This is a genomic window from Brachybacterium squillarum M-6-3 (assembly GCF_000225825.1).
GTDB classification, from domain to species: Bacteria; Actinomycetota; Actinomycetes; order Actinomycetales; family Dermabacteraceae; genus Brachybacterium; species Brachybacterium squillarum.
Window position 1 is genome coordinate 759,419 of the sequence record NZ_AGBX01000001.1, and the last position, 13,141, is coordinate 772,559.

The window sequence follows — 13,141 nt, forward strand, 5'->3', positions numbered from 1 at the left end:
GGCACCCCGGGGATTCTTGCAAGGCGGACCGGGATTCTCACCGTGCCTCCGCCCATCGAGCTCTTCACGTCTGCGTCCATGGCGGTCCATGCACACACGAACGAAGAGCTCGAGGGAAGAAGAGTCTGGGGAGGCTGGGGTGGCGAGGATGGCGGGGGCGGGGGAGGAGGGGGTGGCGGGGCAGGGCGCGCCGCAGGCGCTCAGCGGACGCGAGTGCTCAGAGGTCCTCGCGGGTGCGCTGGCGGACGGCGGCGCGGACCGCGAGGGCCACGACCACGGCCAGCAGCGCGTAGATCACGATGGTGATGGGGCTGGAGACCAGCACTCGCGGGTCGCCCACGGAGGAGAGCAGGGCGTCACGCAGGGAGCTCTCGGCGAGCGGACCCAGCACCATGCCGATCATCAGCGGCGCCAGCGGGTACTCGTAGCGGCGCATCAGGAAGCCCAGCACGCCCACGCCCAGCAGCATCAGCAGATCGAACACCGCCCCGGAGGTGGCGTAGATGCCGAGCCCGCAGAACAGGGTGATGCCGCCGTAGAGCTGGGGCTTGGGGATCAGCAGCAGCTTCGACCAGAGCTGGGCGAAGGGCAGGTTGATGATCAGCAGCACCACCATCGCCAGGAAGAAGCTGGCCAGCAGCGCCCACACCAGCTCGGGGCTGCGCTCGAACAGCAGCGGGCCCGGCTGCAGGCCGTACTGCCGGAAGGCGGCCAGCATGATCGCGGCGGTCGCGGAGATCGGCAGGCCGAGGGCCAGCAGGGCGCCCATCGCCATGCCGGTGGTGGCGTTGCCGGCGGCCTCGGGGGCGGCCAGGCCGCGGATGGCGCCCTTGCCGAACACGGGGTGCTTCCGGCGGCGGTCCAGGCGCCGCTCCGCCTCGTAGGCCAGGAAGGTGGGCACCTCGGCGCCGCCGGCGGGGACCACACCGAAGGGCAGGCCGATGAGGGTGCCGCGGGCCCAAGCGGGGGCGGCCTCCTTCACCTCGGCGGCGGAGAGGAAGGGGCGTCCGGCGGCGCGGATGCGCAGGTCCTCGCGGGTGCCGCGGATGCGGGAGGCCACGAACAGCACCTCGCCGAGGGCGAGGATGCCGACGGTGACGGTGACCAGGGAGATCCCGTCGAACAGCTGCGGGGCGCCCAGGGTGTAGCGCTCCAGGCCGGAGATGCCGTCGATGCCGACCATCGTGATGGCCACGCCGATCACGAGCGCCGCGAGGCCCTTGGCGATGTTGTCGGCCACCACGGAGGAGGTGGCCACGAAGGCGAACAGGGCGAGGGCGAAGTACTCGGGCGGGCCGAAGCTGGCCGAGACCGCCACCAGCGTCGGCGAGAGGAACACGACCAGCACCGAGGCGATCATGCCGCCGATGAAGGCGCCGATCGCGGCGGTCGCGAGCGCCTGCGGGGCGCGCCCGGAGTTGGCCATCTTGTGGCCCTCGAAGGTGGAGGCGATGGCGCTGGCCTGGCCGGGGGTGTTCAGCAGGATCGCCATCGTGGAGTCGCCGAACAGGCCGCCGAAGTAGACGCCGGCGAAGAGGATGAAGGCGGCGGTGGGATCGAGGGCAAAGGTCATCGGCAGCAGTAGCGCCACGGCCATCGAGGAGCCGAGGCCGGGCAGCACGCCCACGGCGGTGCCGAGCAGGCAGCCGACCACCACCCACAGCAGGTTCATCGGGGTGAGGGCTCCCGCGAAGCCCTCCATCAGCAGTCCGAGCTGGTCCATCAGGCGCCCCCTCCCAGCATGCCGAGGAATCCGGTGGGCAGCACCAGCCCCAGGCCGGTGCCGAAGATCAGGTAGACGGCCGAGGCCAGGAACAGGCCCAGCAGCACGTCGAAGCCGGGTCGGCGGGAGCCGAAGCCGTGGCTGGTGCACCAGAACAGCAGCGCCCCGGCGAGGATCCAGCCCAGATAGGTCAGCAGCAGCGCGAAGGCCAGGAAACCGCCGCCCACCCAGGCCAGCGCCACCAGATCGGTGCGGGGGCGGGCCGCGCCCGTGGTCGGGTCCACGGAGGGCTCGGGGTGGCGGATCGCTCCCACGGCCAGGATCGCGGCGAGCACCAGGCCGACGACGGCGAGGATCACGGGCAGGAACCGCGGCCCGGGGAACTCGGTCCCCACGGCGTCCAGGGTGGCGGCGCCGACCAGCAGGAACACGCTGATCGCGGCGAGCAGCAGGGGCATCACCAGGCCGGAGCGTCCGCCGCGCGCGGGCCGCGGCGACGCCTCGGCCGGTGACTGCGTGGCCTGCGGTGCCGGGGCGGGGGTGCTGGGGGTGGTGTCCATGCTGCTCATCCCTCGATCTCCGCGAAGAGCCCGGCGATGCGCTCGGTCTCCTCCTCGATGTACGCCCGGAGCTCCTCGCCGGTGGCGGGCACCTCCACCCAGTTGTAGCGGGCCACGGCGTCGGCCCATTCGGGGGTGGCGAAGGCCTGCTCCAGCAGCTCCTCGAACTCCGCGATCTCCTCGGCGGTGACGACGGGCGGCGCGAACAGGGCCCGCCAGTTGGTCAGGGTCACGTCGTAGCCGAGCTCGGGCAGTGTCGGGATGTCCACGCCCTCCAGCCGCTGCGGGGCGACGACGCCGAGGGCCCGCAGCCGGCCGAACTCGACCTGCGGGTAGATGTCGGCGAAGCCGCCGGCCGTGGCCTGGGCGGTGCCGTTGAGGATCGCCTGGATCGCCTCGCCGCCCCCGTCGGAGGGGATGTAGGTGGTGTCCCCGGGGGCGATGTCCGCGGCGAGCGCGAGGTCGGTCATCACCAGCTGGTCGAAGGAGCCGCCGCCGGTCCAGGCGACGTCCGGGGTGTTCTCACGCCAGTCGGCGATAAGGCCGTCGAGGTCCTGGTGGGGGCCGTCGGCGGGCACGGCGATGAGGTCGTACTCCTCGATCACGCGGGCGACGGGGGTGACGTCGGTGATCTGCGAGGGGGTGTCGAACTGGATCTGGGCGGCGATCTGGCCGGTGCCGCCCACCATCAGCGTGTTCGGCTGGGTGAGGCGGCCGACGCTGCCCAGCGCGATGGTGCCGCCGGCGCCCGGGATGTTCACCACCTGCACGTTCCCGACCAGGCTGTGGGTGCGCATGACCTGCTGCAGCTCCCGCTGGAAGGCGTCCCAGCCGCCGCCGGCGGCCGCGGGGGCCACGAGGGTGAGGTTCGCGGAGATGGTGCTGCCGCCGGAGGCGGAGCGGATCGACTGGTAGCCGGCGGCGGCGATCACGGGCACGGCGAGCACGCCGAAACCGATGCTGAGAGCACGGCGGCGGGAGGGGGATGCCGGGGCGGCGGGCCGGTCGGCGCCGTGGTCGTCGGGACCCATCGGCACGACTCCTTCGTCATGGGGGACGTCGGAGGGGGCCCCGACGCTGGGGAGGCCCCCATGAAAGCACGCCGCGCCCGCTCCCGGCGGCGGGGATCGCCGCGGCGGAATGCGCGGGATACAGTGCCGGGACGATCCCGCCGGGCCCGCCGTGGTGCCCGCTCGCCCCACCTCGGGAGGACCCATGTCCGTGCTCGTCGCCGGCACCGCCACCCCGGCCGGCCAGGCCGCCTACCGCTACGCGATCGAGGAGGCCCGGCGCCGCGGCGAGGGCATCGTGTACTTCCAGCTGGAGGGCGAGCACACGCCCTCCCCGGAGCTGGACGGCATCCCCGAGACCGTCGAGCACCCCGATGGCCGCACCCACTCCCCCGCCGGCGACCTCATCGACCGCGCCGAGCGCGACGACATCTCCGCCCTGGTCATCGGCGTGCGGCACCGCACCGCGGTGGCCAAGCTGTTCCTCGGCTCCTCCGCCCAGCAGATCATCCTCGAGGCGAACAAGCCCGTCATCTGCGTCAAGGCCTGACCGGAGCCCGAATCAGTCCCGTCGTCGGAGCGCGGCGGCGGCCAGGCCCGCGACGGCCGCGGTCCACTGCTCGCGGCCGGCCTCGCGCTCGGCGGCGTCGGTGCCGCTGAGCACCACCTCCAGCCGGGTGCCGTGACCGGTGCCCTCGCCCGTGGCCACCCGCAGCCCCTCGCCGGGCTCGGCGGGGTCCACCTCCAGCACCAGCAGGCGCGGCGGGTCCAGGGCGGTGACGGTGCCGAGCACCACCTCGGGGGCGCGGGGCGACCGGAAGGCCCGGTCGATCTCGGGGTCGGGGCCGTGCCCGGCGGGGTCTCCCCCGGCCAGCCACAGCTCCCAGGCGGTCTCGGCGGGCACCACCAGCTGCCGTGACCAGCGCAGCACCCAGCCCTGGGCGTCCTCGGCGGGCACGGGCCGGTCCAGGCCGAAGGCGGCGGCGAGCTCCTCGTGGCGCGCAGGACGCGGTCCCGGGTCGGTGACCTCCTGGCCGGCGAGCACCTGGGCGAGGCCTTCCAGGCAGGCCTCCCAGCCGGTGGCGTAGCTGGCGGTGCCGGGCCGGTCGTCGCCGAGCTGGGTGATGGTCAGCAGGGTGCCGTCGCCCTCGGGACGCAGCGCGAGGGTCATCTCCTCGCCGCCCCAGGTGAAGCGCAGCCGTTCGCCGTGCTCGACCTCGAGCATCTGGCCGTAGCCCTCGGGGCCCTCGCCGAAGGCGGGGAAGCGCGCGGTGCCGCCCTCGCGCAGCGTGAACACGGGGGCGCCGGGGAACCAGGGCTCCAGCAGCACGGGGCGGGTGATGCCCTCCCACACCTCCTCGGGTGGATGCGGCAGGAGGCGGGAGACGACCACGGCGGCGCGGCCGTCGCGGTCCTCGAGGCGGGGCGCGGGGACGCCGTCCGCGGTGCGCGGCACTCCCCCCGTGGCCTGCGAGGTGGGCACGGTCGGGTCAGGGGCGTCGGTGCTCATGCCCCCTGGATAGCCAGCCGCGCCGCCGGAGTCCAGCGACCCGACGGACGCCCGACCGAAAAAACTCGACATTCGGAGTGGACAAACGCTTGACCAACCGTGATCCACGTCCTACTGTCCATGATCAAACGATTGATCACGAGGGAGTGACATGCCGCTGCGAACCCCGTTCTTCCGCCCCGACCCGCACTGGGTGGGCGACCTGATCCCCTTCTCCCACGGCGGGGTGCTGTACCTGTACTACCTGCACGAACGCCGCCGGAGCCCCAAGCCCGGCACCTCCTGGCACCTGGTGACCACCGAGGACCTGGTGACCTTCACCGACCACGGCGAGGTGCTCCCCCACGGCGACGAGGACGCCGCCGACTTCAACGCCTACACCGGCTCCGTGGTCACCGACGACGAGGGCCTGCACCACCTCTTCTACACGGGCCAGAACCCGCGCCGCACCGCCCCCGACGGCCGCCCCCTGCAGGTGGTCATGCACGCCACCGGCACCGACCTGATCCACTGGGACAAGCACCCCGAGCACACCGTGGGCGCCCCCGAGGGCTACGACCCCGCGGACTTCCGCGACCCCTTCGTCTACCGCACCGGCCCCGGCCAGCCCTGGCAGCTGATCCTCGCCGCCCGCCACGCGGAGGGCCCCGAGCGCCGCCGCGGCACCGTCGGCCGCCTGCGCAGCACCGACCTGGTCCGCTGGCAGAGCGCCGACCCGCTGTGGGACCCGCACCGCTTCCTCACCCAGGAGTGCCCCGAGATCTTCCGGATCGGCGACTGGTGGTACCTGGTGTACTCCGAGTTCACCGACGCCTTCCAGACCCGCTACCGGATGTCCCGCTCCCCCGAGGGTCCCTGGCACGCCCCCCGCCACGACACCCTCGACGGCCGCGCCTTCTACGCCGTGAAGTCCGCCGAGTGGCACGGGCGCCGCATCCTCGCCGGCTGGATCGCCAGCCGCGAGGGCGAGACGGACGACGGCCCCTGGCTGTGGGCCGGCACCCTCTCCCTGCTGGAGGCGGTGCAGCGCGAGGACGGCACCCTGGACGTGCGGATCCCCGCCGAGGTGCTCGCCGCGGACCCCACGGCGCTCGACGCCGGCCTCGCCCCCGGGGCGCTGGAGGCCCCCACCTCCTACGCCTCCCGCGTGGGCACCACCGATCTTCCCGCCCGCTGCACGATCCGCGCGGAGCTGACCCTGGACCCCGAGGGTCGCGCCGCCGGGCTGCTGCTGCGCACCGACGCCGAGGGCGAGCACGGCTACGTGCTGCGCCTGGAGCCCCGCGCCGGCCGCATGGTGCTGGACCGCTGGCCGCGACCCGCGACCGGCACCGAGCAGTGGCAGATCTCGGGCGACATCCCCCACGCCCTGGACCTCGAGCGACCGGCCGACCTGAGCGGCCCGGACCACCGTCTCGATCTGATCCTCGAGGACGACCTGCTGGTCGCCTGCCTCGATCAGCGGGTCGTGCTCTCCACCCGTCTCTACGACCACCGGACCGGCCGCCTCGGCCTGTTCGCCGACGACGCCGCGATCGGCCTGCGATCCCTGCGCGTCACCACCGCCTGACCCCCGCACCACCCCGAGCGACCCCACCCGATATCGAAGGAGATCATCATGAAGCGCTCGCAGTTCCTCGCCCTGGCCGCCGGAGCGGCCACCGTCCCCGTCCTCGCCGCCTGTGGCGGTTCCGGCTCCGGCGGCGCGGCCGCCACCGGGGCGGCCGTCGAGGGGGAGGTGGAGCCCCGCGCCATCTCCTGGCTGCTCTCGCGGCCCGCCGACGGCGCCGTCATCTCGATCATGGAGCAGATCGCGGACGAGTACGCCGCCGAGAACGAGGGCTTCTCCCTCGAGCTGATCACCACCCCGGACCGTCCCAGCTACATCCAGAAGTACGAGACCCTGGCCGCCGCCGGGGAGCTGCCGGAGCTGTTCGACACCGACGCCACCCCCTTCGCCGCCAAGCTCGCCGAGACCGGGCAGATGATCGACGTGGAGGACCTGCTCACCCAGTTCGGGATCCTCGAGGAGTTCCGGCCTGCCGCCCTGGACTACCAGCGCTTCGACGACGGCGCGCTGTACATGATCCCGCTCGAGTTCGGCCTCGAGGTGTTCTGGTACAACACCGCCCTGTTCGAGGAGGCGGGCGTCGAGGTGCCCACCACCCTGGACGAGATGGTCGAGGTCTGCGAGACCCTGCGCGGCGCCGACATCACCCCGATCGCCGTCGGTGGGCAGGACGCCTGGCCGCTCGAGCGCTACGTCGCCTACCAGCCCTTCCGGATCGCCGGCCCCGAGTACATCCAGGAGCTCAAGCGCGGCGACGCCGCCTTCGCCGACGAGCCCGGCACCGCGAGCGCCGAGTGGCTGGCCCGCCTCGGCGAGGTCGAGGCCTTCGAGCCCGGCTTCTCCTCCGTGGGCTACGCGGACGCGCAGGCCGCCTTCACCTCCGGGAAGGCCGCGATCTACAACATGGGCACCTGGGAGCTGCCGAACCTCGCCACCGAGGAGCTGCCCGAGGAGATGCGCGAGAACATCGCGTTCTTCACCCTGCCCGTCACCGAGGGCTCCGTGACCGCGGAGAACGAGTACGTGGCACCCTCCGGCATCGGCGTCGCCGTGAACGCGGAGACCTACGACCCGCTGGTGCGGGACTTCCTCGAGTTCGCGCTGGGCCGCTACCCGGCGCTGTACGCCGAGAGCGGTCTGCTGGGCCCCACCACCGTGGACCCCGTGATCCCCGAGAACGCGCTGCCGATCTACGAGGAGGCCATCGCGGCCGCCGAGGACCTCGGCGAGGCCACCCTGATGCCCTGGGACACCCAGCTCGACCCGACCACCAACTCCCGCCTGCAGCAGGAGCTGGTGCTGCTGGTGCAGGGCGACGTGACGGCGGAGGAGTTCCTGACCACCATGGATTCCACGCTCGAGGAGAACGCCCCGCGCTACTTCGAGGACGCGGAGGGCTGATCCGTGCTTCCCCATCGTTCGCGCACCTCCGTGGTGCTGTTCCTGGCTCCGCCGCTGCTGCTGTTCGGCGGCGGGGTGCTGCTGCCCATCGTGCAGTCGCTGTTCCTGAGCTTCTTCCAGTGGGACGGCATCTTCCCGATGGAGTTCGTGGGGCTGGAGAACTACCGGCGCCTGCTGTTCGGCGACGACATCTTCTGGACCGCCTTCGGCAACCAGCTGCTGTACCTGGTGATCTGCCTGGTGCTGCAGGTGGGCGGCGGCCTGCTGGTGGCCAGCCTGCTGCTGACCATCACCAAGGGCCGTGAGGTCTTCAAGGTGCTCTACCTGATGCCCGCCGTGATCTCGACCCCCGCGATCGCGCTGCTGTTCCAGCGCATCTACGGCGGGGACGGCCTGATCAACACGATGCTCTCCGCGGTGGGGCTCGACGCCCTGGCCCGGCCCTGGCTGTCGGACGTGTCCACGGTGCTGGCGGCCGTCTCCATCCCCGAGGGCTGGCGCTTCCTGGGCCTGTACACGGTGATCCTCTACGCGGCGCTGCTGGCGGTGCCGCGGGAGCAGGAGGAGGCCGCCGCCCTGGACGGGGCGAACGCCTGGACCGTGTTCACGAAGATCCGCTTCCCGCACATCATGCCGGTCTTCATCACCACGATGATCATGGCCACCACCTACGCGCTGCGCGGCTTCGACATCCCCTTCCTGCTCACCAACGGCGGACCGGGGCAGGCCTCGGAACTGGTCACGACCTACATGTACAAGACGGCCTTCACCAGCGGGCACTACGGCTACGCGAGCGCCATCTCGGTGTTCATCGTGGTGGAGTGCCTGGTGGCGGTCGGCCTGATCCTCTTCTCGCTGCGGCGGAAGGACGCCTGAGATGACCGTGCTCGCCCCCACCGACCCCTCCCGGGAGGGACAGACCATGACCGACACCGCCCCGGACGCCTCCGCGCCCCGCGCCCCGCGCCGGGGACGCCCCGGCTCCCGCCGTCCCTCACGGCTGCGGATCTCGCAGGTCGTCTCCCGGGTGCTCATCGTCTGCGTGCTGATCCTGCAGGTGTACCCCTTCCTGTGGCTGCTGCAGACCAGCCTGCGCGACCGGCAGGACTTCGCCGCCTCCAACCCCTTCTCGATCCCCACCGAGCTCACCCTGGAGAACTTCGCGCGGGCCCTCGAGCAGGGCAGCCTGCTGCGCAACATCCTGAACTCGCTGATCATCACCGGCGGCGCCTGCGCCCTGCTGGTGGTCTGCGGGATGGCCGGGGCCTACGCGATCCAGGTGCTCGGCTTCCGCGGCAGCAACCTGGTGCACGGACTGTTCCTGCTGGGCATCGTGGTGCCCGTGCAGGTTGCCCTGGTGCCGCTGTTCATCGACTACTCGCGGATCGGGCTACTGGACACCTACGTGGCGGTGATGATCCCGCTGGCGGGCTTCGCCCTGCCGATGGCGATGTTCCTGTTCCTGTCGTTCTTCAGCTACATCCCGCGGGAGCTGTACGAGGCGGCCAGCATCGACGGCGCCGGCCCCTACCGGATCTTCTTCCGCATCACGATGCCGATGTCCTTGAACACCGTGGTCACGGTGGTGATGGTCAACGCGATCTTCATCTGGAACGACTTCATCTTCGCCAACACCTTCATCCTCAGCGACGAGCTGAAGACGATCCCGCTGGGCCTGCAGAACTACATCGGGGCCATGGGCAACACCGACTGGACCGCCACCTTCGCCGCCGTGTCGATCACCGTCACCCCGCTGCTGCTGGTCTTCCTCGTGCTGAACCGCGCGATGATCTACGGTCTCGAGAGCGGGGCGAGCAAGGGATGAGGACGATGACGGAGAACGGGCGCACGGTGACGATGCGCGAGGTGGCCGAGCGGGCGGGCGTGTCCGTCACCACGGTCTCCCACGTCATCAACGACAAGCCGGGCGTCCGCATCGGCGCGAAGACCCGCTCCCGGGTGCGCCAGGCCGTGGTGGACCTCGGCTACCGGCCCAACATCCTGGCCAAGAACCTGGTGCAGGGCACCAGCCGCTTCATCGGCCTGGTCGCGGACTCGATCGCCACCACGCCCTTCGCCGGCCAGATCATCCGCGGCGCCCAGGAGGAGGCCTGGCGCCACGGCCGGGTGCTGCTGGTGGCCAACACCGAGGCCGACGCCGCCGCCGAGCAGAATGCGCTCGCGATGATGCTGGAGTACCAGGTCAGCGGCATCCTCTACTCGAGCTGGACCCATCAGGCCCTGACCCTGCCGCCGGGCCTCGCGGAGGCGGAGCACGTGTTGGTGAACTGCTACGCCCCGGGCACCGGTGCCCGGGCCGTGGTGCCCGACGAGGTGGCCGGCGGCCGCACCGCCACCGAGATGCTCATCGCACAGGGCCACGACCGGATCGCCTTCCTGAACACCACCTCCCCCTCCCCCGCCCGCGAGGGCCGCCTGCGCGGCCACCGCGAGGCGCTGGTGGAGGCCGGCCTCCCCCTCGACGACGCCCTCGTGGTCGACGCCCTGCCCGAGCAGGAGGGCGGCTACGACGCCGCCGACCGCGTGCTCGAGCTCGGCGCCACCGCCGTGTTCTGCCACAACGACCGGGTCGCGATGGGCCTGTACGACGCGCTGCGCGAGCGGGGCCTGCGCATCCCGGAGGACCTCTCGGTGGTCGGTTTCGACAACCAGGAGGTCATCGCCGGGCACCTGCGGCCGGCGCTGTCGACCGTGGCCCTGCCCCATTACGAGCTCGGGGCTGCCGGCATCCGGGTGCTGCTGGGCGAGGAGGAGGTGGCCCCCGGGCAGCAGCTCCGGGTGGACTGCCCTCCGATCCCTCGCTGTTCGATCGCCCCGCGCTGATCCTCGTCGTGCCCGGGCGGGCGGCGCCCGCCCGGGCACCGCTCCGCCCCGCGGGACTCCCTGCGGCGGTCCTCCTCCCCTCGACGACGAGAGAGCCGAATCATGGACCCCTTCACCCGCCGACACCTCCTGCGCACCACCTCGCTGGGCGGCCTGGCCCTGGCGGGGGCGAGCGCCCTGCCCCTGGCCGCCTGCGCCGAGGACCCCTCCCTGCGCGCCCGCTTCCACATGACCCCGCCGCACGGCTGGCTCTGCGACCCGCAGCGCCCGATCGTCCGCGACGGCGTCCACCACCTCTACTACCTGCACTCCGAGATCAACTCCGGGGACGGCGGCTGGGACCGCGCCACCACCGAGGACCTCGTGCACTTCACCCACCACGGCGATGCGATCCCGCTGCGCCCGGACTTCCCCGTCTGGTCCGGCTGCCTGGTGGTCGACGAGCACGACGACGCCGGCTACGGCGCCGGGACTGTGCTGGCCTATCCCACCCAGCCCACCGACGGGATCCGGAAGTACCAGGAGCAGTACCTCTACGTCTCCCACGACGGCGGCGCCACCTTCACCCGCCGCGAGGAGCCGGTGATCCCCAACGAGGACGGCCGCGAGGCCGTCACCGGGGAGGAGGTCCTCAACGCCGAGTGGTTCCGCGACCCCAAGATCCACTGGGACGCCGCCACCGAGGAGTGGGTCTGCGTGATCGGCCGCAAGAAGTACGCGGCGTTCTACACCTCGACGGACCTCGTGCACTGGCGTCTGCGCCGCAACTTCGACTACCTGGTGGAGCCGGACGACCTCGACCTCGGCGGCATCGAGTGCCCCGACCTCTTCGAGATCACCGCCGACGACGGCACCTCGCACTGGGTGCTGGGCGCGAGCATGGACGCCTGGGGGGTAGGCCTGCCGATGACCTACGCCTACTGGACCGGCCGCTGGGACGGGGAGCAGTTCCTGGCCGACGACCTCACCCCGCAGTGGCTGGACTGGGGCTGGGACTGGTACGCGGCGGTGACCTGGCCGAAACCCGAGGACCCGGAGCGCACGCGCTACGCGATCGCCTGGATGAACAACTGGAAGTACGCCAACCGGGACGTCCCCACCGACGCCTCGGACGGCTACAACGGCCAGAACTCGATCGTCCGCGAGATCCACCTGCAGCGGGAGTCCGACGGCCGGTACGCGCTGCTCAGCCGGCCGGTCCCGCAGCTCGCGGCCACGGCCTCCGAGGTGGTGGAGATCCCCGATCAGGTGGTGGCCGGCTGGTGGGACCTGCCCTGGTCCGGGCGCGCCTATGAGCTGGAGCTCGACCTGGCCTGGGACTCCGCCGCCAACCTGGGGGTCTCCCTGGGCCGCTCCGCGGACGGCTCCCGGCACACGAACGTCGGCGTTCACGACGGGAAGCTGTACGTGGACCGTGGCCCCTCCGACCTGGAGGGCTTCTCCTTCGGGGAGTTCACCCAGGCGGAGGCGCCCATCGACCCGGCGGCCCGGCACGTGCACCTGCGGATCTTCGTGGACACCCAGAGCGTGGAGGTCTTCGCGAACTCCGGGCACACGGTGCTGTCCCAGCAGGTGCACTTCCTGCCCGCGGACACGGGCATCGCGCTGCACGGCGACGGCGGCCCGGTGACGGCCTCGCACATCACCGTCCGGGTGCACTGAGCCCCGCCCGGGCCGACGGCCCGGTCCCCCGCGTGGGGGACGGGACCGTCGGAGTCCTCCGAGGTGCCCTGGCTCTCCGCCGACAGGTTCAGGTCGGTGGGGTTGGCCAGCACCAGCCCCGAGCCGTTCAGCGGCTCGAATTCGGAACGGATGCCCTCTCCCACGAAGCCGTACACCCCGTCCGGGCCGCGCAGCCCGACCGCATAGGTGTACTGGTGGGAGATCGTGTACAGGTAGTAGAGCCCGTCCTTGCGGATCATCTGCGGCCGCTCGGTCTGGTCGTTGACGCCGTAGGCCGAGAGGATCGGCGGCAGCATCGTCCAGGCCGTCAGGTCGTTGTTGTCTGCACAGGCCAGGCCGATGTTCCCGCGCTGGTAGTCGGCGCCGGAGGCGTTGACCTCCTCGACGGTCGCCAGCACGGCGGGCTTGCCGTCGGTGCCGGGCCGCTTGTCGCCGAAGGTGGTGGCCGTGTAGAAGATCCGGATCAGGTCGTCGCCGAGGTAGCGGGCCGAGCCGGACCACTCGGTGTTGGACAAGGAGGTGTCGTCCTCGAAGACGTAGCCCTGGTCGTTCCACTCCGAGTCGGAATCGACGTCGAAGCGGCGGATGAACCAGCCGATGCGGGCGCTCAAGTGCCGCTCGTCGAAGGGGATGTCCGGCCTCGTGATGGTCGCGGGCATCGAGTTCTCCCCGGCCTCCACGTCGGGGTCGTTCTGGGTGGCCATGATCTGGCGGGCGTCGGCGCGGGTCCACTTGGCGGTGAAGCCGGACTGGATCGGGTCGTACGCCTGGCGGGTGTGCGCGGTGGGCTGGGGACCCTCAGCGGCGGAGGCCCGGGGGGCGCCCACCGCGGCGGCGGTG

The 13,141-nt window shown here is 71.9% G+C and carries 11 protein-coding genes and 1 pseudogene; 7 read left to right on the top strand and 5 right to left on the bottom strand.

Annotated features, from left to right (window positions below; genetic code table 11):
• Window positions 1-217: 217 nt before the first annotated feature.
• The 3 genes from OM98_RS03325 to OM98_RS03335 are packed head-to-tail and all read right to left on the bottom strand — an operon-like array spanning window position 218 to window position 3,314.
• Window positions 218-1,723: a tripartite tricarboxylate transporter permease gene (locus OM98_RS03325; protein WP_010533155.1), complete on the bottom strand. Its 1,506-nt coding sequence runs from the start codon at window positions 1,721-1,723 to the stop codon at window positions 218-220.
• The gene (locus OM98_RS03330) at window positions 1,723-2,283 is read right to left on the bottom strand and encodes a tripartite tricarboxylate transporter TctB family protein (protein ID WP_139017556.1); all 561 of its coding nucleotides are present in this window, start codon (window positions 2,281-2,283) and stop codon (window positions 1,723-1,725) included. Before OM98_RS03330 ends, OM98_RS03325 begins: the two co-directional genes overlap by 1 nt.
• A 5-nt stretch (window positions 2,284-2,288) precedes the next feature.
• Window positions 2,289-3,314: a tripartite tricarboxylate transporter substrate binding protein gene (locus tag OM98_RS03335; protein WP_010533157.1), complete on the bottom strand. Its 1,026-nt coding sequence runs from the start codon at window positions 3,312-3,314 to the stop codon at window positions 2,289-2,291.
• Window positions 3,315-3,498: 184 nt separating this feature from the next.
• Between OM98_RS03335 and OM98_RS03340 the strand changes: the two genes are divergently transcribed.
• On the top strand, window positions 3,499-3,843 hold the full coding sequence (locus OM98_RS03340; protein ID WP_010533158.1) for a universal stress protein: 345 nt from the start codon (window positions 3,499-3,501) through the stop codon (window positions 3,841-3,843).
• Between the two features lie 12 nt (window positions 3,844-3,855).
• Here OM98_RS03340 and OM98_RS14685 read toward each other — a convergent pair whose 3' ends face one another.
• Window positions 3,856-4,803: an SRPBCC domain-containing protein gene (locus OM98_RS14685; RefSeq protein ID WP_010533159.1), complete on the bottom strand. Its 948-nt coding sequence runs from the start codon at window positions 4,801-4,803 to the stop codon at window positions 3,856-3,858.
• A gap of 151 nt (window positions 4,804-4,954) precedes the next feature.
• On the opposite strand from OM98_RS14685, the gene OM98_RS03350 reads away from it, so the two are divergent.
• The 6 genes from OM98_RS03350 (at window position 4,955) to OM98_RS03375 (ending at window position 12,280) form a co-directional block, all read left to right on the top strand.
• The gene (locus OM98_RS03350) at window positions 4,955-6,373 is read left to right on the top strand and encodes a glycoside hydrolase family protein (protein WP_010533160.1); all 1,419 of its coding nucleotides are present in this window, start codon (window positions 4,955-4,957) and stop codon (window positions 6,371-6,373) included.
• A gap of 48 nt (window positions 6,374-6,421) precedes the next feature.
• Window positions 6,422-7,774 (top strand): ABC transporter substrate-binding protein, encoded by a 1,353-nt coding sequence (locus tag OM98_RS03355; protein WP_010533161.1) that lies wholly within the window; start codon window positions 6,422-6,424, stop codon window positions 7,772-7,774.
• A 3-nt stretch (window positions 7,775-7,777) separates the two neighbouring features.
• Entirely contained in the window at window positions 7,778-8,650 is an 873-nt protein-coding gene (locus OM98_RS03360) for a carbohydrate ABC transporter permease (RefSeq protein WP_010533162.1), read from the top strand.
• 1 nt (window position 8,651) lies between these two features.
• On the top strand, window positions 8,652-9,599 hold the full coding sequence (locus OM98_RS03365) for a carbohydrate ABC transporter permease (protein WP_010533163.1): 948 nt from the start codon (window positions 8,652-8,654) through the stop codon (window positions 9,597-9,599).
• Between the two features lie 5 nt (window positions 9,600-9,604).
• A complete protein-coding gene (locus OM98_RS03370) occupies window positions 9,605-10,618 on the top strand; it encodes a LacI family DNA-binding transcriptional regulator (protein ID WP_010533164.1) in 1,014 nt (337 codons plus the stop codon).
• 102 nt (window positions 10,619-10,720) lie between these two features.
• Window positions 10,721-12,280, top strand: coding sequence for a glycoside hydrolase family 32 protein (locus OM98_RS03375; RefSeq protein ID WP_010533165.1), 1,560 nt, complete (start codon window positions 10,721-10,723; stop codon window positions 12,278-12,280).
• 98 nt (window positions 12,281-12,378) lie between these two features.
• Here OM98_RS03375 and OM98_RS15010 read toward each other — a convergent pair.
• Window positions 12,379-13,005 (bottom strand): annotated as a pseudogene (locus OM98_RS15010) (glycoside hydrolase family 68 protein); the annotation flags it as partial.
• Window positions 13,006-13,141: the final 136 nt, after the last annotated feature.